The organism is Sorangium sp. So ce693, from assembly GCF_051521375.1.
Lineage (GTDB): Bacteria > Myxococcota_A > Polyangia > Polyangiales > Polyangiaceae > Sorangium > Sorangium atrum.
Map to the genome: position 1 here is coordinate 4861845 of NZ_CP150347.1, position 22781 is coordinate 4884625.

At 67.9% G+C, this 22781-nt stretch carries 4 protein-coding genes; all 4 read left to right on the top strand.

Features of this window, described 5'->3' with window-relative positions:
* The 4 genes from WMF14_RS18270 to WMF14_RS18285 all read left to right on the top strand — a co-directional run bounded on the left by WMF14_RS18270 (position 1) and on the right by WMF14_RS18285 (position 22772).
* Positions 1-9867, top strand: coding sequence for an SDR family NAD(P)-dependent oxidoreductase (locus WMF14_RS18270; RefSeq protein WP_437802545.1), 9867 nt, complete (start codon positions 1-3; stop codon positions 9865-9867).
* A 25-nt stretch (positions 9868-9892) separates the two neighbouring features.
* Positions 9893-16990: an SDR family NAD(P)-dependent oxidoreductase gene (locus tag WMF14_RS18275; protein WP_437802546.1), complete on the top strand. Its 7098-nt coding sequence runs from the start codon at positions 9893-9895 to the stop codon at positions 16988-16990.
* Positions 16991-17073: 83 nt separating this feature from the next.
* Positions 17074-21684, top strand: coding sequence for a beta-ketoacyl synthase N-terminal-like domain-containing protein (locus tag WMF14_RS18280; RefSeq protein ID WP_437802548.1), 4611 nt, complete (start codon positions 17074-17076; stop codon positions 21682-21684).
* Positions 21681-22772 (top strand): thiamine pyrophosphate-dependent enzyme, encoded by a 1092-nt coding sequence (locus tag WMF14_RS18285; RefSeq protein ID WP_437802550.1) that lies wholly within the window; start codon positions 21681-21683, stop codon positions 22770-22772. Before WMF14_RS18280 ends, WMF14_RS18285 begins: the two co-directional genes overlap by 4 nt.
* Positions 22773-22781: the final 9 nt, after the last annotated feature.

Genomic DNA, 22781 nt, shown 5'->3' on the forward strand with positions numbered 1-22781 from the left:
ATGCAGGAGACGCGAGATCAAACGTTCGTGCGCGTTCAGGCGGTGCTCTGTCGGATCGCCGATGCGCTCCTCAAGCGGGGGCAGGGCGCCGCTGATCCAGCGCGCACGCTGCCCGAGCACGGCTTCGACTCGATCATGCTCAAGGCTTACGCGCGCGCGATCAGCGACGAGCTGCAAATCGATCTCGCTCCGAGCACGTTCTTCACGCACGACAGCATCGCGCGCTTGACCGCGCATATCCTCTCGGAGCACCAGGTCGTGGCGGACGCGCCGGATCGAGCGTCCGGCAAGACGCGCCGATTCGAAGGGTTTCGAGGGCGAAGGCTCGAGCCGCTCGATCTCGTCCGGCAAAGCGCCCCCGACGCGAGCCGCCCGGCTGACGTCGCCGTCGTCGGGATGAGCGGGATGTTTCCCGACGCGCCGGACCTCCAGGCCTTCTGGCGGAACCTCGTCGAGGCGAGAGATTCCGTGACCGAAGCGCCGACCGACCGCTTGGACTTCTCCACCTTCGACGCGCAGGACGGAGACCTGGCGAAGGCCGTGCCACGTTGGGGGGCTTTCGTTCGCGACGTCGATCGCTTCGACGCTGCCTTTTTCGGGATCTCGCGGCGGGAAGCCGAGGTCATGGACCCGCAGCATCGCCTGTTCCTCGAGAACGCTTGGCACGCCATCGAGGACGGGGGCTATTCGCCGCGCGCGTTCGCGGGGCGCCGGGTCGGCGTCTTCGCCGGCGCGCAATTCCACGGCTATGAGGATCTCGTCTTCGGTGCGCGGATCTACGACGGGTACACTGGAACGGGTAATTCCCAGTCGATTCTGACGAACCGCGTCTCGTATCTCCTCGATCTGCGCGGCCCAAGCGAGACCGTCGACACGGCCTGCTCGAGCTCGCTCGTGGCGATCCATCGGGCCGTGCAGGCGATTCAGAACGGCGAGTGCGAAGCCGCGCTGGCAGGCGGCGTCAGCCTCAACCTCAGCCCCAAGGCGCAGGTCGTGACGGCGCAGCTCGGGGTCCTTTCTACGACGGGGCGCTGCCGGACATTCGACGCGCGCGCAGACGGTTACGTGAAGGGCGAGGGCGTCGCGGTGTTGCTCCTCAAGCCGCTCGACCGAGCGCTGGCCGACGGCGATCACGTGTACGGCGTCATCAAGGGGAGCGCCGTCAATCACGGCGGCAAGGTGAGCTCGCTCACCGCCCCGGAAGCGGGGGCGCAGAGCCGGGTCATCATCGACGCGCTCGAGCGCGCGCGTATCCGGCCGGAGACGCTGGGCTACATCGAGGCGCACGGTACCGGCACCGAGCTCGGCGACCCCATCGAAATCGACGGCATCAAGGGTGTGTTCCGGCACTTCGGGGTCCCCTGGGAGTGCGCGTCGGAGGGCGAGCGCTGCCGCATCGGATCGCTGAAGACGAACATCGGGCACCTGGAAGCGGCGGCCGGCGTCGCAGGCGTCGTCAAGGTCCTGCTAGCTCTCTGGCGTCGGGAGCTGCCGCCGTTGCTGCATCTCGAGACCGTCAATCCGTATCTGAAGCTCAACGGGACTCGGCTCTCGATCGTCACCCGACTCACGCCGTGGGAGCGCAGGGCGAGGGAGAACCGACATCCCATACCTCGGCGCGCCGGGGTCAGCTCATTCGGGTTCGGCGGGACCAACGCGCACATTGTGCTCGAGGAGGCGCCGGAGCGATCGCCTCGAAAGGTGGAATCCTCTACCGCCGAGGTCATCGCGCTCTCCGCGAAGACGGAGCGGGCGCTGTTGGCACGGATACGTGCGCTGCGATCGTGGCTCGACGACGTGGGTGACACCTACGCGCTTGCCGACGTCGCCTTCACGATCAACATGAGCGGGAGTAATTTCTCCAAGCGCTGCGCGTTTGTCGTCGGGTCGCTCGCGGAGCTGAAGGCGGCGTTGACCGCGGTCGATCGCGGCGAACGACCCCAGGGATTCCTCGACGCGGAGCGCGCCGCGGACGCCGTTCACGACGCGGCGGTCGAAGCGGCGGCAAGCGCGATGTCGGATTCGAGCCGGCTCGGTCGCGCGCTCGAGGGGATCGCGGCGGCGTTCGTCCGTGGCCGCGTAATCGACTGGGCCAGGCTCTTCTTGGGCCAGGAACGCCGCCGGATACCGATGCCGGGCTACCCCTTCGAGGGAGAGCGGTTCTGGATTCCAAAACCCGAGCAGGACATCAGCCTGGGGTTCTTCGGCCCGGCCTTTGTGCACTCCGAGCTGTCCGTCGATAGCATCCAACCGGCCGGCGCCCTTCTCGTCGTCGGCGGGCAGGAATACGCGCGAGAGCTTCGCGCCCGATGGCCGGGGCTCGACGTTGCCGTTCTCGCCGGCGATGAGACCAATTACGCGACCGCGATAGATAGGTTGCGCACGGAGAATCGATTTCCGCAGCGGGTGATCTGGTGTGCCCCGGACGTCGACCAGGAATCGGCTGACTGCGCTCGCCACTACCGGATGGCGCTCGGCTCGTTATGGAGGCTCTCGCAGGCCTTGATTCGAGCGGCGCCGCACCGGACGATCGATGTGCTCGCCGTTCACGTGGGGCCGTCGTCAGCCCCGCTGGCCGCGGCGGCTGCCGCGTGGGCGAAATCGGCGCTCGCGGAGCATGCCTCGTTCTATTGCCGCGTCCTAGAGCTTTCTCCTGATCTGGACGCGTCCGCCCGCGCGTCGCTCTTGGCTCGCGAGGTCCTCTCCGGCGACGCTGCGTTCGAGGTTCGCTATGATGGGATGCGGAGGCGCTCGGTCAAGAGCTATGTTCCGCTCGAGGCCGCGCCGTCGCCCGTTCCCTTGCGGCGGGGCGGCGTCTACATCGTCTCCGGCGCCTTCGGCGCGCTCGGCCGCCGATTCGCCGAATGGTTGGCGACCGAATGGCAAGCGAAGCTCGTGCTTCTCGGTCGTCGGCTGCCGACGAAAGCGCCGCCGTCGGGCTCGCGAGAAGGCGACGTTCTGGCGCTCGAATGCGACGTGACGCGCCTCGACCAGGTCGAGGCCGCCGTGCGGCGCGGGGTCGCCGCGTTCGGGACAGTGCACGGGGTGTTGCACGTCGCCGGCGTGGGCGGCTCGAAGCCGGTGCTCGATCTCGACGCCATCGAGCTCGAGCGATTGCTGGCCGTCAAGGCGGAGGGAGTCATCCACCTCGATCGCGCGACGAGACATCTTCCGCTCGACCTCTTCGTCGGGTTCTCGTCGTTGGCGGCCGCTGCCGGGACGGCCGGTTATTCGGCGTACGCGGCGGCGAACGGCTTCCTCGATGGCTTCATGCGGGCGCGCGCATTGGCGCGACGGCCCGGGCTCAGCCTCTCGATCGCCTGGCCGTTCTGGGCGGACGGAGCGATGGGGCCCGCGGAGGAAGCCAAGAAGGCGTGGATCGCGTGGATGCGAAAGACGCAAGGTTTGGTGCCGTTGTCGGCCGCGTCCGGCCTGCGCGCCTTCGAGCTCTCCCTGGGGTTGGGCGAGGCTCACATCGTCGTGACGGAAGGGGAGTTGAGCAAGGTAAGGCCCATGTTGGCGGCGGCGGCGCGGGCCGAGCGACAGGGTGAGCCCGACGAGCCGGCAGCGTCGTTGTCTGTGGACACGCCGGTGCCGTCGGGGCCGACGCAATCGAGGCCGTCAGCGCAGGGATCCGCATCGATCGAGCGCGCGCTCGTGGAGCTCGCGGCGCGCATTCTCAAGGAACCCGAATCGTCCATCGACCCGCGCGCGCCGCTCACCGAGTTCGGATTCGACTCGTTGTCGCTCAAGGAGCTCGCGTCGCGCCTCTCGCGAACCTATTCGCTGCCGATCACGCCCAATCTCTTCTTCCAATATGGAACGTTGCACGCTCTCGCCGATTACCTGATCACGAAGTGGCCCAATCTTCTGAAACCCGCCGGTGAGCCAGAGAGTTCTCCCGTGGAGAAACTCACGACGGCGACGGAACCGGCGATGCAGGGCGCCCGCTCGGGACGAGAAGAAGTGAAACGAACAGAGCCGGGACGAAGCGATCTGGGACGAGAAGAGGGGTGGCAAGAAGGCTCGCTGCGAGGGGGGGATCCGCCGCTCGGCACCGCGCCGGCGGGCTCGGAGCCGATCGCCGTGATCGGGATGGCCGGCGTATTTCCCCAGTCGAAGGACGTCGACGAGCTGTGGGCGCACCTCGCGGCGGGGGACGACCTCGTGACGGAGGTGCCGCGGGAGCGCTGGGACTCCCGCGCCTTCTTCGGCGACTCCACGCGCGACCCACAGAAGACGAATTCGAAATGGGGAGGGTTCGTCGCGGACGTCGACTGCTTCGATGCGGCGTTCTTCCGCATATCGCCGCGCGAGGCGGAGCTCATGGATCCGCAGCACCGGCTCTTCCTGCAAGTCGTGTGGAGCGCGATCGAGAACGCCTGCCACGATCCGCTGGCCCTCGCGGGCCGGAGCGTCGGCGTATTCGGTGGAACGCAAGTCAGCGAGTACCAGGAGGTGCTGGAGGCGCACCGCGAGCGCGACGCGTTCCGCGTAACGGGGAACATTGACGCGCTCCTGGTGAACCGGATCTCGTACTTGCTCGATCTCAGGGGCCCCAGTGAGGTCGTGAGCACGGCCTGCTCGAGCGCGCTCGTCGCCGTGCATCGCGCCCTGTGCGCGCTGCGCCGGAACGAATGCGAGATGGCGATCGTCGGCGCCGTGAGCCTGATGCTCTCGCCGCTCGGGTTCGTCTACCCCAGTCAGATGCGCATTCTGTCTCCGGACGGGCGCTGCAAGACCTTCGACGCGCGAGCCAACGGCTACGTCAAGGGCGAAGGGGCCGGCGCCCTCGTCCTCAAGCCGCTCTCGAAGGCGCTTCGCGACGGCGATCCGATCCACGCCGTCCTACGTGGCAGCGCGGTCAACCACGGCGGCAGAGCCACGTCCCTGACCGCGCCGAACTCGGCGTCGCAGCGCGACGTGATCCTCCGCGCGCTCGCCGACGCAGGGCTCGGCGCCGGGAGCGTAAGCTACGTCGAGACCCACGGCACGGGGACGGAGCTGGGCGATCCGGTCGAGATCGACGGCTTGAAGCAAGCGTTCGCTGAAGGCGGCGCCACCGCGTCGGCGTCGTGCGGGCTCGGGTCCGTGAAGAGCAACATCGGTCATCTCGAGCCCGCAGCCGGCATCGCCGGGCTCGTGAAGGTCATCTTGGCGCTGCGGCATCAGATGATCCCTCGGACCCTGCACGTCGAGACCGTCAATCCGTACATCAACCTTGAGGGCTCTCCTTTTTTCATCGCCGACCGCCCGCGGCCGTGGACGAGTGGACTCGACGCTTCTGGCCGACGGGTTCCGCGCTGCGCGGGAGTGAGCTCGTTCGGATTCGGCGGGGCCAACGCGCACGTCATCGTGGAGGAGGCCCCTCCGCCGGCGCCTTCGGGCCCGCCTCCTGAGAGGCCGTATTCGATGCTCGTGCTCTCCGCGAAGAGCGAATGGTCGCTCAAAGAACGGCTGCGCGACCTCCGGCGATGGATCGGACAGCACCGCTCGGAGGTGACGCTTGGAGAGCTGAGCTTCAACCTCGCCATGACGCGCAGCCACTTCACGCACACCTGCGCGCTGGTCGTGAAATCTTACGATGAGCTCGACGAGGCGCTCGCGCACCGGCTGGAGGGGCGCCCGTGCGCCGCTGTCGTGAGCGGGACCGCCGCGAGCGGCAAGGACGGCTCGGAGCCGTTGCTGGACGAGCTCTCGGAGTATCTCGCGACGACGGTGGCGCGCGGCGATCTGACGCCCGAGCGATATCGCAGCCTGTTGCTCGCCCTCAGCGAGCTCTATTGCCGGGGCAAGCGGGTGGACTTCGGCGCGATCTTCGGGACCGCGAGAATTCGACATGTGCCGTTGCCTTCCTATCCGTTCGAGAAGCGGCGACACTGGCTCGAGGCGAGCGGCGCGCGGGGCGCGGCGATCGCGTGCGGGACCGACCTCGGCTACTACGAGCCGAGGTTCGTGGACGCTCCTTTGCCCGCGGCCGGCGCGCACGCGCTGCCGCCCGGCGCCGTTCTTCTCTTCGATGTCGATGATGCGCTCGCCCCCCGCGTGAGCCGCCACCTCGGCGGTCGCCCCGTCGTTCTCGTCGAGCAGGGGCGGGAATACCGCCGCGTCGATGCGCTGCGGTACGAGCTCGATCCGGGTGATCCCGAAGGCTACGAGCGGCTTTTGTCGTCGATCGAGGGAGACCACGGAGGCTGCGCGGCCGTGGCGCACCTGTGGGCGCAACACCGATTCTCGCCGGAAGTGCGAGCAGTCGATGCGCAGCTCGACGAGAGCTTCTATTCAGTGCTCTTCCTCGCTCGCGGCCTCGTAGCGCGAAGGCGTCAGGTCCGCTTTCTGTTCGGCTATCGGGAGGCCGAGGGACCGCAGCCTGTGTACGCGGCGATGGTCGGGTTCGTCAAGTCGGTCGCGCTCGAGCATCCCGCGCTCGACATGTGGGTCGTTGCCTTTGGCGGCGCGGCGGCGCCTCCGAACGCGGTGGCCGCAACGTTGGTAAGAGAGCTGGAGAACGGCTCGACCCGCGGCGTGCGCGTGCGGTACTCGAGTGAGCGCCGCGCGATCGAGCGGTTCGAGCGGGTGAGCGCCGAGCCCGCCTCGGCTGGCGTTCGAGAGGGCGGCGTCTATGTGATCACGGGCGGCTGCGGAGGGCTTGGGCTCATCGTTGCCGAGCACCTCGCGCGGGCGTACCGCGCCAAGCTGGTGCTCGTCGGACGTGCACCGCTGGACGGAGGCAAGGAGCGCCACATCGAGCGGCTCGCCGCGCTCGGGGCGGAAGTCGTCTACGTCCCCGCGGACGTCACGATCGCAGAACAGGCGATCGGCGTCGTCGAGCTCGCCGAGCGGCGGTTCGGCGCCCTTCACGGCATCGTCCACGCCGCGGGCGTGGGCGCGGCCGCGCCGATCAAACGGAAGGCCGTCGAGGAGGCGCGCACGGTGCTCGCGCCGAAGGTGCAGGGGACGTTGAACCTGCTGCACGCGGTCGGCTCGCGCCGGATCGATTTTATCGCGCTGTTCTCGTCGATCTCCTCTGTCATCGGAAATCCGGAGAACGTGGACTACGCATTTGCAAACGCGTTCCTCGACGCATTTGCCGCTGCCCGCGCCGGCGCTCCGGGGCCGCGTATCGCCGCGATCAGCTGGCCGCTTTGGGAGGATGGGGGCATGAAGCCGGGCCCGGCGCAGATGGCGGCGCTCGCGCGCTGGATGCGCGAGGCGCAGGGGCTCGTCCCCCTCCCAAGCGCGCGCGGCATCGAGGCGTTCGAGCGCTGCCTTGGTCTCGGCCGGCCCCACCTGATGGTGATCGACGGCGACGGAGCGCTGTTCGAACAGACGCTGTCACGCGCGTGCGAACGCGAGCTCGACGCGGGCGCGGCGGCGGACACGACCGTGAAGCAGTCCGCGGTGTCCACCGTCGAGGCCGCGGATGGGGCGGAGAGTGCCGGGCGCACCCCTGGTCCGTCGGCCGTCGCGATCGAGGAGGAGCTCCGCGCGCTCGTGGGCGCTCAACTGAAGCTCCCGGAGGCGGACATCGACTCCGCCGAGACGTTCTCGAATCTGGGGCTTGATTCAATCTCGCTCAAGACGTTCGTCGAGAAGGCGAATTCGCGGCTCGGAGTAAAGCTGATGCCCAGCGTCGTCTTCTCGTACGAGACGCTCCGGGCGCTGGCGCACCACGTGGAGGCCGCACATTCCCCGACGATCCATTCCTCGTCGGGCGCCCCTCCGACCACCCCGGTGCAGGGGACCAACGGCCGCGTCGCCGCCGCAGCGCCCCCGGCTGCAGTCGATCTCGATCCGCCCTCGGCCACCGGCGCCGCGGGCGCCGGTACAGGAGCCACGCCCGCCTCGGCCGCCGCTGCGCCGCCGCCGCCGCGTGGCTCGTTCCGCGGCGCGCCCGCGGCTCAACCCGAAGGAATTGCCATTATCGGAATGAGCGGCGCGATGCCGCAGTCGCGCGATCTCGATGCGTTCTGGCAACACCTCGTGGCGCGGCGCGATCTCGTAACCGAGGTCCCTGCCGCGCGCTGGGACTGGCGGCAGTACTTCGGCGAGGGCGTCGCGCAGTCGGTCTCGAAATGGGGGGCGTTCCACGGAGATGTCGATAAATTCGACGCGGATTTCTTCGGGATCAACCGGCGTGAAGCGGCGTTGATGGATCCGCAGCAACGCGTCTTCCTCGAGGTCGCGTATCACGCGTTCGAAGACGCCGGATACTCGACCAGCTCGCTTGCCGGGCGATCGGTCGGCGTCTTCGGGGGGATGAACTTCGGCGAGTATCAGAGCCTCCTCGCCGCGCAAGGCGAATCGCACGCGTATATGGCGACCGGCAACTACAGCAGCATGCTCGCCAATCGCATCTCATTCCTGCTCGACCTGGTCGGGCCGAGCGAGACGATTGATACGGCGTGTTCATCTGGGCTCGTAGCCTTGCATCGAGCCGTGCAGGCGCTCGAGACCGGCGAGTGCGAGATCGCGCTCGCCGGCGCGGCGAGCGTCATCGTCAATCCGCGGTCGTACGTCGTGTCCAGCCGGTTGGGGATCCTGTCGCCCACTGGACGTTGCCGGACGTTTGATGCCGCCGCCGACGGTTACGTGAAGGGGGAAGGGTCCGGCGCGGTCGTGCTCAAGCCGCTCGCTCGAGCGCTGGCCGACGGCGATTCTGTCTACGGCGTCATCAAGGGGATCGCCACCAATCACGGCGGTCGCGCCAACTCGATGACCGCGCCCCGCGCCCCGGCCCAGGCGGCGGTCATCCGGCGCGCGCTCGAAAAGGCGAAGGTTGATCCGCGGACGATCACGTACCTCGAAACGCACGGCACGGGGACGAGCCTCGGAGATCCGGTCGAGATCGACGCGCTCAAGCTGGTATTCCCGCCGGAGGGCGCGCTCTCCACGAGAGGTTACTGCGCGCTCGGAGCCGTGAAGACGAACGTCGGGCACCTCGAAGCCGCCGCTGGAATGGCCGGGCTCCTCAAGGCCCTCTTGGCTTTCCGCCATCACAAGCTCCCCGGGAACGTGCACTTCAAGACCCTGAACCCGTATATCCAGCTCGACGACAGCGCCTTCTTCGTCCACGCGGACACCATCGAGTGGACGCGGATAAACGACGACATCCCGCGGCGCGCTGGCGTGAGCTCGTTCGGCTTCGGAGGCGTGAACGCGCATGTTGTCCTGGAGGAGTCACCCGACGTACCGCGCCGGACGGCCGGCCGACCGGCCTATGTTTTCTGTGTATCGGCCAGGAAGCCCTCGCAGCTCTCACGCCGCATCACCGATCTGCTCGAGTGGCTCGGCTCCCAGGCGGACGTCGATCTCGGGGCGCTGAGCTTTACGCTGAACGCCGGGCGGGCTCACCACGCGCACCGTTGTGCGATCGTCGCGTCGACGCGCCACGAGCTCGAGGAGCGCCTGGTCGCGGAGCGCGACCGGGTTCAGAGCGCTCCCGACTTGCCCGCGCCCGCTCGCGGGAAGGCGGACGCCGCGGCGCTGAACGCCCGAGATGGATCGCGCGACCCGAGAACGGCGCTCGCGTCGGCGAGCCGGGGCGACCGGCCTGCGCTCGCGTCGATCGCCGATGCCTACGTGGCCGGCGCGGAACTCGACTGGCAGCTCCTGTACGAGGGCGAGGCGGTGCGCCGCATCTCGATTCCCGGTTACCCCTTCGAGCGGATTCGTTATTGGTTCGACGAGCTGTCTGCGTCGCCGCCGGCGGTGTTGCCGGCCGTGCCTGCGCAGCAATCCAGACGCCCGCTCAAAGCGCTCACGGTCCCCCGCGGAGCGCCGTCTGACAAAGCGCCAGCGTCCGCGCTCAATGGTGATTCTCACCACAAGATTCGTTTGAAGACCATTCGGAGTGAAACTCCGTGACCTACATCGATTGGAGCGCGCGAAAGTGAGCACGAGCAGCCGCCTGAAGCAGATTGTGGCCGACGAACTGCTGCTGAGCCACGAGCAGTTGGACGCCGATGCATCGTTCTCCGAGCTCGGGATCGACTCGATCCTCGCGGTCGAAGTCGTGAAGAAGGTCAACCGCGCATTCGGCGTGGAGCTGAAGAGCACGGCTCTTTACGACCTGCCCTCGATCCGCGCGCTGGCGGAGCACATCGACGGCCCTGGAGTCGAAGCGCCTCGGGGGTCGCGCATTTCCCTGAAGCCAGTGGGCATCGCCGGCCCTGCGCCATCGTCCATCGTGGACGCGCCCCCGGCGGAGGTGGACACGCCCCCGGCGGAGAGCGCGGCCCCCCGGACCGCGCCGCCTCCGACGCGCGCGCAGGCCGAAATCCGTAGAGAGCTTCGTGAGGTCGTGGCGGCAGGGCTCCTCGTCTCGCCGAACGACTTGAAGGACGCGGCGGCCTTCGCAGAGATAGGGGTCGACTCGATCCTGGGCGTCGAGATCGTCAAGCGCTGCAATCAGGCGTGGGGAACCGAGCTGCCGGCGAGTATTCTTTACAGCTATCCCAGCATCGCCGACCTCGCCGAGCACGTCGCGGAGATCCTCGCAGAGGCGTCCCACGCGGGCGGCCGCTCACCAGAGGAAAGCAACGGGTCCAGGAGTCGTCCGATCGTGCATCGCGCCGTGTCGGAGGTGCGGCGTGAAGCGCCGCCGAGCGCGGCTCCGGAGGTGCGGCGTGAAGCGCCGCCGAGCGCGGTGTCGGAAGTGCGGCGTGAAGCGCCGCCGAGCACGGCTCCGGAGGTGCGGCGTGAAGCGCCGCCGAGCGCGGCTCCGGCAGTGCGGCGTGAAGCGCCGCCGAGCGCGGCTTCGGAGGTGCGGCGTGAAGAGCCGGCCCAAGCACCGGCGGCCCGCGCCGCGGATCCGGACGAACCGATCGCAGTCGTCGGGCTCTCTTGCCGTGTACCCGGCGCGCGCGATGCGCGGGAGTTCTGGGTCAATCTCTACCAAGGTCGCGACTCGGTGCGAGAGGTGCCCCACGAGCGTTGGGATCCGCAGCTCTGGTTCGATCCGGATCGCCACGCGCCGGGCAAAACATACAGCAAGTGGGGGGGATTTCTCGACGACGTCGACAAGTTCGACCCGCTCTTCTTCAATATCTCGCCTGCCGAGGCGAGCTGGATCGATCCCCAGCACCGCCTCTTTCTCGAGGAGTGCTGGTCGGCGCTCGAGGACGCCGGCTACACGCCGGACGACGTGCGCGGCAGGCGTGTGGGCGTCTACGCCGGAATCATGAACAATGATTACCAAGAGGTGATCATCCGGTCGGGCTCCAGCCCCAGCGAGCACGGCACGACGGGCATCGCCGAGTCGATGCTCGCCTCACGTCCGTCGTACTTCCTGAACCTCAAGGGCCCGGCGCTCACCATCAACACGGCATGCTCATCGTCTCTCGTGGCCATTCATCTGGCGTGTGAGTCGCTCAAGAACCGGCACACCGATATGATGATCGCCGGCGGCGTGACCTGCTATCTGACCGAGTCGTCGTACATCGGAATGAGCAAGCTCGGGATGCTCTCGCCCCGGGGGGTGTGCTCGCCGTTCGACGACGGAGCCGACGGTATCGCTCCCAGCGAGGGGGTCGGCGTTGTCGTCTTGAAACGTTTGAGCGACGCGATCGCCGACGGAGACAGGATCTGGGGGATCGTTCGGGGGTCTCTGACGAATCAAGACGGCAGGACCAACGGGATCACGGCGCCGAGCTCGATCTCGCAGAAGGCGCTGTTCGTCGAGCTGTATGAGAGGACGGGGATTCACCCGGAGAGCATCCAGTACGTCGAGGCTCACGGCACGGGGACCAAGCTCGGCGATCCGATCGAGGTAGAGGCGCTCAGCGGCGCGTTTCGCACGTTCACGCAGAAGTCGCGCTTCTGCGCGCTCGGCTCGGTGAAAGGCAACATCGGCCACACGTCGGGCGCCGCCGGCGTCGTGAGCCTGATCAAGGTGCTGCTGTGCATGAAGCACCGCACCCTCGTGCCATCGCTCCATTACGAGCGTTCGAATCGGCACATCGCCTTCGAGGAGACGCCGTTCACGGTTCAGACCGAGGTAGCCGCATGGGAGGCGCCGCAGGGCGCGCCGCGGCGCTCCGCGATCAGCTCGTTCGGGTTCAGCGGCACCAATGCCCACTTGATCGTGGACGAGCCGCCTGCATTGCCGATCGCCCCGAGCACGCCCAAACCGGCTTATCTGTTCGCGGTCTCGGCGCGGACGCCGGACGCCCTCCGGCAGAGGTTGGCGGCTCTCTCCGAGGCCTTGACCGAGGCTGATGGCCGTATCGACCTTCAAGCTCTGAGCTACACGCTGAACCGCCGCCGCGCGCATTTTGCACATCGCGTCGCGCTGATTGCCTCGTCGGTGAGCGAGCTCCAAGAATTGCTGGAGGCCGCTCGCCGCGGCGAGGCGGGGCCGCGCGTCGTCCTTGGGCCCGCTTCAGCCAAGGAGACGAGCGCCTCCGACGCGCTCCTTTTCACGGAGGTGCTCACCATCGTGATCGAGCAGGTCCGGCGGCGAGACGGCCTAGACGATGCGACCTACGCGCGCAAGCTGACGGTCCTCGGGGCGCTCTACGCGAGAGGGCTGGACGTCGATTGGGCGATTCTGCACGAGGGAGAGACCTCCCGTCCCTTGAGCTTGCCCGGCTACCCGTTCCAGAGGCGTCGGTGCTGGATCGAGGTGTCGTCCAATGACTCGGCGAGCAAGGCGTCTCCGGCTCTGGCTCCGTCGCATCGAGTGAGCCCCCGGGTCCAGGAGAACGGTGCGCATCACAATGGTGCGCGCGAGAACGGTGCGTATGAGAACGGCGCTGGCCTCTCCCGCGGTTCGTTCGCGGCGCCGGTTTTGGAACCGAGCCATGGGGTCGAGACGTTCGAGCTCTCCGAGGAGCAGCCGACGTTGGCCGATCATCGAATCGCCGGGCAGTCGATCGTTCCAGCGGTGCAGTATCTGGAGCTGATCCGCGCCGCGCTCGAACGCGGCGGCAAGCGGGCCGTCCGGCTCTTCGGGTGCGTCTGGCTCGATGCCTGCCGGGTCCGCGGCTCGGCGCCGCGACTTCGTTTGTCGCTTGAAGAGGCCGGACGGTTCGTCTTTAGCTCGACCGACGAAGCGGGGCGAACCGTCGTTCATTGCCGCGGCTCCTGGGAGGAGAGGGACCTCGCCCGGATCCTGCCCCCGGTGGCCCTCGCGCCCCTCCTCGAGCAGGCGGTCACGGTCTTGAAGGGCGCGGAGATCTACGCGAAGTTCGCGCGGCTCGGGATCGACTACGGCCCGAGCTTCCGAACGCTGCAATGGGTTCAGCGCGCGGGTACCAAGCTCGTGGCGAAGATCGAGGCGCGTCCTTCGCGAGGCGGAGAGCTGGTTGTGGCCGGTCTCCTCGACGGTGCGCTTCAAAGTCTCATCGGGTTCGCGCAGGACGAGGGCGAAGGTTCGTCGGTTCCGTTCAGCATGGATGCCGTGGAGGTGTACGGGCCCGTCGACTCCGAACTGTACGTCGTCGTGGATGTCAAACCATCCAAAGGCCCCGGTCCCAGCCTGTCGCGTCAGGTCGATCTCAAGCTGATCGCGCTCGATGGGCAGGTGCGGGTCAGCATCGAGAATCTCACCGTTCGGAAGTATGCGAACAAGACGCAATCCATCCAGGCGCCGACGAGCCCGCGCGTCGTGTTGTGTGAGGTCGACTGGCGCGACCGCCCCGCGGGGGAGGTGCCGATCGACCTGGCCGCTGCGCGTGGCGTGCTGGTGCTCGAGGGGCGGGCTGGTCTCTCGAGTGCACTCCAATCCTGGTGTTCCGAGAGGCAGCATCGGATGCCGATCATCTCGGTGACCCCCGACGCGCCGTTCGCGCAGCTCGGTCCGGCCGAATACTGCGTCGACCCAAGCCGCCCGGAGGACTTTGCTCGGCTGTGGAGCGCTCTTGCGGCCGGTGGCATCGCGGTGAGTCACGTGCTCAACCTTTGGTCCATCCACGGCGCGCAACGCGGCGGGGCCGGGGAATCGCTGGAGGACAGAATAGCGACGGGCCCGCTCGCGACGTTCGATCTCGTCGCCGCCTCGGCTCGGGCAGGGACGAGGAAGCTTCGCCTCCTGCATGCGTACCTTACGGATGACCCGCTGGCCGGCGCCGACGCGATGATGGCTGGTTTTGCGGAGAGCGTCGTCCGGGAAAAGCCGGACTACGACCTCCGGGTTGTTGGGCTTGGAGAGGCGTGCCGTGCGCCGTCGGTGCTGGTCGACGTGCTCGCACGAGATCTGTTCAGCAAGGGCGCGCCGCGCCACGTGCGGTGGGTCGATCCCCGGCAATCGCGCTTCATGGGTGTGCGACGCCTGGAGGCCGACGCTGCCGGCACGTCGGCGGTCGCGGCGGCGCCGGTCGCCGGTGGTGTCTACCTCGTCACGGGCGGCATGGGCGGCGTGGGTCGTCACGTCGCGCATTGGCTCGCGTCGGAGTTCGGCGCCCGCCTCGCGCTCGTCGGGCGGCACGCCCGCGATCCGATGATCGAAGCCAAGCTCGAGCCGCTGCGCCGCGCGGGCGCGGCGGCCGTCGAGTACTTCTCCTGCGACGTCGCATGCGCGGACGAGGTCGACGCGTTGATCCCGGCGATCCAAGACAAGCTCGGCGCGCTGCGCGGAATCATCCACGCGGCCGGCGTGCTCAACGATTCGCTTCTCGTCAACAAGACACGCGCAGACTTCGAACGCGTCCTGTCGCCGAAGGTGTTCGGCGCGGTTCACCTCCATCGAGCCACCGCGCGCCATCATCTCGATTTCTTCGCCGCGTTCTCGTCGCTGGCGGCGCTGAAGGGGAACGTGGGCCAGGTGGACTACGCGACCGCCAACGCCTTTCTCGGCCACTTTGCGGCGTGGCGCGAAGGGCAGCGCGAGAGAGGCGAATGCTCGGGGATCACCGTAGCCATCGACTGGCCGCTCTGGCGGGACGGCGGAATGCAGGTCACCGCCGAGATCGAGCAGCGGCTGCGAGACGCGTTCGGTCTTGAGCCGCTCGAGACGGGGGAGGGGATGGACGCGTTCCGGACGATCCTCGCGCGGGGCGTTCCGCGCGTCGCCGTGGCACGCGGGCGCGTCTCCGCCGTCTCTCGTTACCTCGGCCTGGAAGGCGACGACGTCAAGGTATCAACGGTCACTGCGGGCGCGATCGAGCGCGGGCCTGTCGCGGCGATGCACGAGCCCCCGCCGCAGCGGACGGGCGGCGATCCCGGTCAACGAGAGCAGGCCGCTGTCGCCATGTTGACTCAGATCTGCGTGGCGACCCTCGGGCTCGACGCTGCCGACGTCGACCCCGACGCGCCGTTCGACACGCTGGGGGTCGATTCGATCCTCATGATGAAGATCCTGTCGGCGATCGAGCAGCACGTCCACTTGCCAGTGCCGCCCAGCATGATCCTCGAGAATCCGACCGTCCACCAGCTCGCGAAGGCGCTGGTCGCCGAGGGTTTTGTCCGGGAGCCGAGCGCCAAGGCGAACGGCGTGCGGACGGAAGCTCCGGCCCCGTCCATGGATCCGATCGCGCCTTCGCGGTCGCCTGCCGCCGCGCCGGTGCCCGCTGAGCGGGCGCCCGATCGCCGGATCGCCGTGATCGGGATGGCCTGCCGCTTCCCGGGTTCCCCGAGCCCGGAGTCGTTCTGGGAGAACTTGCGGGGCGAAAAGTGCCTGGTCACCGAGGTGCCGCCCGATCGCTGGGACGTCGGTCGATCGTTTAGCCCCGATAAGAGCGCCGGCAGATCCTACTCGAAGTGGGGCGGCTTCATCGAAGGCGTGGATCTCTTCGACAACGAGTTCTTCGGCGTCGCCGACGAGGACGCGGTGGTGATGGATCCCCAGCAGCGCATCGTGCTCGAGCTGACCCAGGAGTTGTTTGACCGGGCGGGGTATGCACGCAGCGAGATCGAGGGGCGAAACATCGCCGTGCTCCTCGGCGCGTCGCAGAGCAGCTACATCAACCTGGTCGAGGGCAACCTGAGCGACAAGCAGCTCGCCAAGGCCGTCGTGAGCACCATTTCGAACATGGTCGCGGCCCGGGTCGCCGACTTCTACAACCTCAAAGGCGCGGCCCAGACCATCGACGCCGCCTGCGCCTCGGCGCTGATCGCCGTGCACGACGCCTGCAATGCGCTGGTCGACGGGTCCGTGGACATGGCTGTTGCGGGTGGCATCGGGCTCCTCCTGGACGACCGCCAGTTCGTATCGTTCAGCCGCGCCAGCGTCCTGTCGGATACCGGCGTTTGCCGCGTCTTCGACGAGAAGGCGAACGGCTTCGTCCTCGGCGAGGGCGCGGGGCTCGTTCTGCTCAAACGATACGACCAGGCCGTGAAGGACGGTGACCGGATCCTCGGCGTCATCCTGGGATCGGCGGTCAATAACGACGGCCGCACGATGGGCTTGACCGTGCCGAATCAGGCGGCGCAGGAGGCGGTGATCGAGCTGGCGCTCGCCAACGCCTCGGTGTCGGCTGACACCATTTCGTACCTCGAGGCGCACGGCACGGGGACGCTGCTCGGCGATCCCATCGAGGTCAAGGCCGCTTCCAAGGCGTACTCCAAGCAGACCGAGGCGAAGCGGTACTGCGGCATCGGTTCGGTGAAATCCAGCGTGGGGCACCTGATGCGGGCCGCGGGGATCGCGAGCTTGATCAAGGTGATCTTGTCGCTCCAGCACGGGACAATCCCCGCGACGCTCCACTGCGACGAGCCCCACGCGCGATTCCAGTTCGAGCAATCGCCGTTCTACCCGGTCCGGGGCACGCAGGAGTGGCGCCCGCTCAAGGGAGTGCGCCGGGCGGGGATCTCGTCGTTCGGTTTCGGCGGCACCAACTGCCACATGATCGTGGAGGAAGCGCCTCGATCGGTGCCGGCGCAACGGCAAGAGCGCCCCCCTCAACCGTTTCGGCGTCGGCGCTTCTGGGCGGACGGGAAAACCCCGGCGCCGAGGCACGACGAACGCCATCTGTGGGACATCCTCAGCCGCCTCGAGCGGGGCGAGCTGAGCTCGGAACAAGCGACGCGAATGACCGCGCAGGCACTTTGACGCGAGGGAGCGGGCAAATGGACACGGCTTTACGGAAAATCTTCGAGAGTGTCGAGCGAGGCGAGCTGTCGCGCGACGATGCGATGCGACGGATCGTCACGCTGCGCGGCGAGCAGCGCCCCTCGGCGAAGGACGCCGCGTTCTCGCGCCAGTTCTCGCTCGGGGACGCGTACGTCCGCGATCACCTCGTGCAGAGCGAGCCCGTCCTGCTCGGTGTCACGTACGTGAGCCTGGCGCTCGACGCGTGGAGGCGGACCGGGCGCGCCGGCGGTGCGTGCGCGCTCCAACGCGTCACCTTCGTCGAACCCATGAAGGTGCGCGCCGGCGTCCCATGTCACGTCTCGGTGGAGATCGAGGAGCACGCGGGCGAAACAAAGTTCCGCGCGCTCTTCACACACGCGGACGGGGCAGGCGGCTCGCGCATCCCGGCTCACGGTGAGTACGTGCCTGCCCCGGGCGGGCGGCCTCCGGCGATCGAGCTCGAGGCGGAGCTGCGCGCGGCGTCGGCGGTTGTTCCGGGGCACGATCTCTACGGGCGGCGCGACGGCATCGAGCACGGCCCTTCGCTCCACACGGTCCGCAAGGTCCACGTGAGGGGTGATCGAGCGATCGGCGAGCTCGCGCTCTCGGATGTGCTCGCCTTCGAGACGACCTACGAGAGCGTCCATCCCGCGCTGCTGGATGGGGCGATTCTCTCCGCGGCGGTCCTCCTGCCGGAGGGCGCGCGCTCCAAGCCCTTCATTCCAATTTTTATCGGCTCGCTCACGCAGTATGCCGCGGTCCCCGCCCGCTGCTTCAGCGTCTCCCGGCTGGTCAAGGCCAACGACGAGGTCACGATCATCGACATCGTGCTCGTGGACGCGAGCGGCAGCGTGCTCGTCGACGTCCGAGGCTTCACCTGCAAACGCATTCGAGCGACGAACAGCTCGGCGACCGCGGAGCAGGCGAGGCGCGACGTCACGCCGGCGCCTCTGGTCGCCCACGGCGTCGAGGCTCGCACTTCGGACTCGACCGATCTCGTCGAGAGCTACGTCGTTCGCAAATTGGAAGCGTTGGTCGGCTCGTCAAGGCCCCTCGATCCTAAGACCAACTTCATGGATCTCGGGATCGATTCGAATCAGCTCGTCGGTCTCGCAGCCAGCATCGAGAAGGAGGTTGGTGTTCAGCTCTATCCGACGGTGTTCTTCGAATATCCGAACTTGCGCGACCTCACCGCCTTCTTCGCCCAGGAATACGGCGAGAAATTTCGCGCGTTCTGCGGCGTGACCGTTGAGTCCCCTCCGCGGCCGACGCCCACCGCGAAGCCGGTCCAGAGCAGCGCGCCCCGGCAAGCCGACGAGCGCATCGCCATCATCGGGATGGCGGGGCGCTGGGCGGAGGCGCCGGATCTCGAGGCGTTCTGGCGGAACACCGCGCTCGATCGGGATGTGGTGCGGGAGGTGCCGCTCGACCATTGGGACTACCGGCCCTGGTTCGAGGCGGGCACGCGACAGGCCGACAAGACCTACGCGAAGTGGGGCTCGTTCGTGAGCGACGTCGCCGAGTTCGACGCGGAATTTTTCGGCATATCGCGACGAGAGGCGGAGCTCATGGACCCGCAGCAGCGCCTGCTGTTGCAAACGCTCTATCACGCGGCCGAGAACGCCGGTTACGGCGTCAAGATACGCGGCTCTCGAGCGGGTGTGTTCGTCGGCTGCTGCTTCTACGACTACGCGCAGGAGATGGGCCGGGTCGGCAAGGTCGTTGATCCTCACGACGGGACCGGCAACGCCGCGACCATGCTCGCGAACCGACCTTCATTTTTCCTCGATCTGCGCGGGCCGAGCCTCACCATTGATACCGCGTGCTCGTCGTCGCTCGTCGCCCTCGACATGGCCAGCGACGCGCTGCGCCGGGGCAAATGTGATCTCGCATTTGTGGCGGGCGTCAACCTGCTGCTCAGCTCCTGGCACTATCGCTATTTCTGCAGCATCGGCGCGTTGTCTCCGACGGGGCGTTGCCACACGTTCGACGAGCGCGCGGACGGCTACGTCCCCGGGGAAGCGGTCGGCGTTTGTTTGCTCAAGCCGCTCTCCGCCGCGATCGCGGACGGTGATCGGATCCACGCCGTCATCACCGGCTCCGCGGTGAACCACGGAGGCTACACGCCGTCGCCGACCGCGCCCAACACCAAGATGGAGACCGAAGTCATGCGCGAGGCGTGGCAGAACGCGGGGGTCGACCCGACGCGCATCGGCTACATCGAGGCGCACGGCACGGGTACTCCGCTCGGGGATCCCATCGAGATCAACGCGATCAAGGCCGCGTTTGCTGCGCACACGGCCGAACCGGGCTTCTGCGCGGTCGGGTCGGCCAAGGCGCAGGTGGGTCACACCGAAGGGGCGGCCGGCATCACCGGCGTCATCCGGACCGTGCTGGCCATGCAGAACGAGACAATCCCCGCGTTGCACGGTTTTCGGAAGCTCAATCCGTACATCAGCCTCGAGGGGAGCGCGATCTACATCCCCGCCGAGAAGCGGCACTGGCCCGCGCGGGCGGGTGAGCCGCGCAGAGCCGGGGTCAGCTCTTTTGGGTTCGGAGGGACGTACGCCCACGTGGTGCTCGAAGAGGCGCCGCCCCGGTACGTCCCGGCGGAGGGCAGTCTGCGGTCCCACGTGTTGATCGGCATCTCGGCCCGGAACGAGCGTGCGCGGAGCACGCGCGTGACCGAGCTCCGCGATTGGTTGGCGGTGGCCGGCGACGTCTCGCTGGCCGACTTGGCGTTCACGTTGAACAGGACTCGCGCCCATTGGGCGTCGCGGCACGCGTTTGTCGTGCAGAGCGTCGACGAGCTCCGCGCGGCGCTCGACGCCGTGCTACGGGGGGAAGCGCCCCCGTCGGTCCTGTCGTCGAACGCCCGCGTCAAGCCGGAGCGGCACGCGGCGGCCGCCTTCGAGACCGCCTACCGCCGGCTCGTAGAGTGCGGCGACGGCGAAGAGCTTCGAGCGGTCTTGCGCTCGATCGGGGCGCTTTACATCGAAGGTGCTGAGGTCGACTGGGCGCGCGTTACGCCTGGTGCCCGCTTGCTTGACGCGCCGCTCTACCCCTTCGCCACCGAGCATTGCTGGTTCGACCATCGCACCGCGCCGCCCACCGAGCACACGACGGCGCCTCACGTGATGTCGGCGCCGCCGGTGTCAGCGCCGCCGGCGTCGGCGCCGCCGGCGTCGGCGCCGCCGGTGTCGGCGCCGCCGGCGTCGGCGCTGCGCTCGGTCGATCGAGTCGAGGACGCTGGGCGTTCCGAGCAACCCGCGGCGTCGCACGTTTACGCCAAGGGCGTGCGCATTTTGAGTGACATCTTGCTGCTGCCCGAGTCGAAGATCGATCGAGACGCCGAGCTCACCAGCCTAGGCGTCGACTCGGTCATGACGATGCAGTTCGTGATGCGAGTCAACGAGGTCTTTGGGCTTCGCCTGACGGCCGCGGCGCTCTACGACGTCACGCGCGTGGGCGACGTGCTCGACCGCCTCACCTCGATCATCGAAGGCGCGGCTGCGTCGACCGCTGACTCGACGGTCTCGCGGGGGTCGGAGTCGGTCGCGAGCCCCGCGCCGGCAGCGGCGGCGGAGCCACCAGCGGCGGCGGAGCCGCCCGTCCGGACCGCGGATCCGGCGAGCCACGCTCCCGAGTCTCCTTCCGCCCCCGAGCGGAAGCGGCTCGTTCTCAAGCGAACCGGGGTGGTGCAGCCCTCGAGTGTACCCGCTGGGGCGCGCTACGTGCCGTTCTTGAGCTTCAACACGGCGGGGCACAAGGTGCCCCTCTTTCTCGTCCACCCCGGCGGGGCGGGGGCCGAGGCGTACATCAAGCTCTCCACCTACCTCGACAAGAGCCAGCCGCTCTACGCCATCGAGTCGTACAACCTGTACAGCGGCGAGCCGCTGATCCGCACCGTCACCGAGCTCGCGGCAGTGTACCTCCGCCATCTGCGAGAGGTCCAACCGCGCGGCCCCTACTATCTCGGCGGGTGGTCGCGCGGCGGGATGATCGCCTTCGAGATGGCGCAGCAGCTCCGGGCGAGCGGCGAGCAGGTAGGCACGCTCTACCTGTTGGACACCTATGTGATGAACGAGCGCGAGAAGCTGGTGGCGCTCGACAACGTCATCAAGCACTCGCTGCCCAACTCAGAAGACGGCTCGTTCCGGAGCCTGCTCCGGAAGAACCTCGCCACCGAGCGAATCGCGAACATCGTGTACGACCCGCGCGAGTTTCCGGGGCGGACCATCCTGTACAAGGCCAATCAACCGCTCGAGGCCTCGGTCGCCAGGGACACGATGCGGCAGGTCCACGTAACGATGCACGAGGGCATTCCGCGGGCGGCCAGCGACGGGGTCGACGATGTGATCGACAACCTGAACGCGTTCATCAACGAAGACACGATCGCCGATTTCAACGCGCTGGGCGCCAAGCCCGACAACGGCTGGTCTCGTTACATTCCGAACCTGCTCGTCCGGGTCATCGAGGGCAACCACTTCAGCATCATGGGGGAGCGGACGCTGCGCCCGATGGTCGAGCACATTCAGGCGGACCTGCTGGCGACGTCGGCTTCCGGCCGGAGCGGCGCGGCGCGAGAGCGCGACGGGATGGGCGCCCACGTCAAGAGTCGGGCCAACGGAGACCTCGTTTTTGCGACCTCGGGCATGGGGGATGAGAGATGAAATGTGAATGGGCGCTCCGCCGCGGTGACTCCCCGGAGCTGTTTCGCGTCCTTGGCACTCCCGACGCGTCGAATGTCCCCCACGCGGACGTGGCGGACGACTCGCACGCGCTGATGATGTATCGACAGATGGTCGCGCTCCGCGTGCTCGACGAGCGGGCGCTCGTGTACCACCGGCACGGTCGCATCGGCACCTGGGCGATCTCGTGGGGCCATGAGGCGATCCACGTGGGCGTCATGGCGGCCCTGCGCGACACCGACTGGGCTTTCCCGTCGTACCGCGAGAACAAGCTGTGCCTGCTCCGGGGCATGTCGCCCGAGACGATCCTGGCGGGGTGCCGCGGTCAGCCCGAGGGGTTCTGGAATCCCCACGAGTGGCGAGTTGGCTCGATTTGCATTCCGGTGGCCTCTCACGTCCCCCACGCGGCGGGGTTCGCTTGGGGCGAGAAGCTGCAAGGGCGCGACACGGTCGCGGCGGTCTTCTTCGGCGACGGCGCCACGTCGGAGGGCGAGTTCCACGAAGGAGCCAATTTCGCCGCGGTGACGCGGGCCCCTGTCTTGCTCGTGTGCACGAACAATCAATGGGCGATCAGCACCCCCGTATCGCGCCAGACTCGGGCGATGTACCTGGCGGACAAGGCGGTGGGTTACGGCATTCCAAGCGTGCGCGTCGACGGGAACGACGTGCTCGCGGTCTACGAAGCCACCCGGCAGGGGGCCGAGCGGGCTCGCGACGGGGGGGGGCCCGTCTTCATCGAATGTGTGATCTATCGGGCGCAAGCCCACGCGTTTCCGGACGATCCAAGCGCGTACCGCGACGATGTGGAGGCTGAAAAGGCGCGGCGCGAGGAGTGCCTCGGGCAAATGGAGGCATACCTTCGGGCGCGCGGGCTGCTCAGCGACGAGCAGGCGGCCCAGTACCGATCGGAAGCGCTGGCCTCGGTGGCCGCGGGCATCGTCAAGGCGGAGGCGCTCCCGACCGCCGACCCAGAGCTGATCTTTCAGCACGTCCTCGAAGAGCAAACTCCAGCCATGCGGAGCGACATGGAGCGACTCCGCGCCGTGCGCACCCGCTACGGATCACCGTGAGGATCGGTA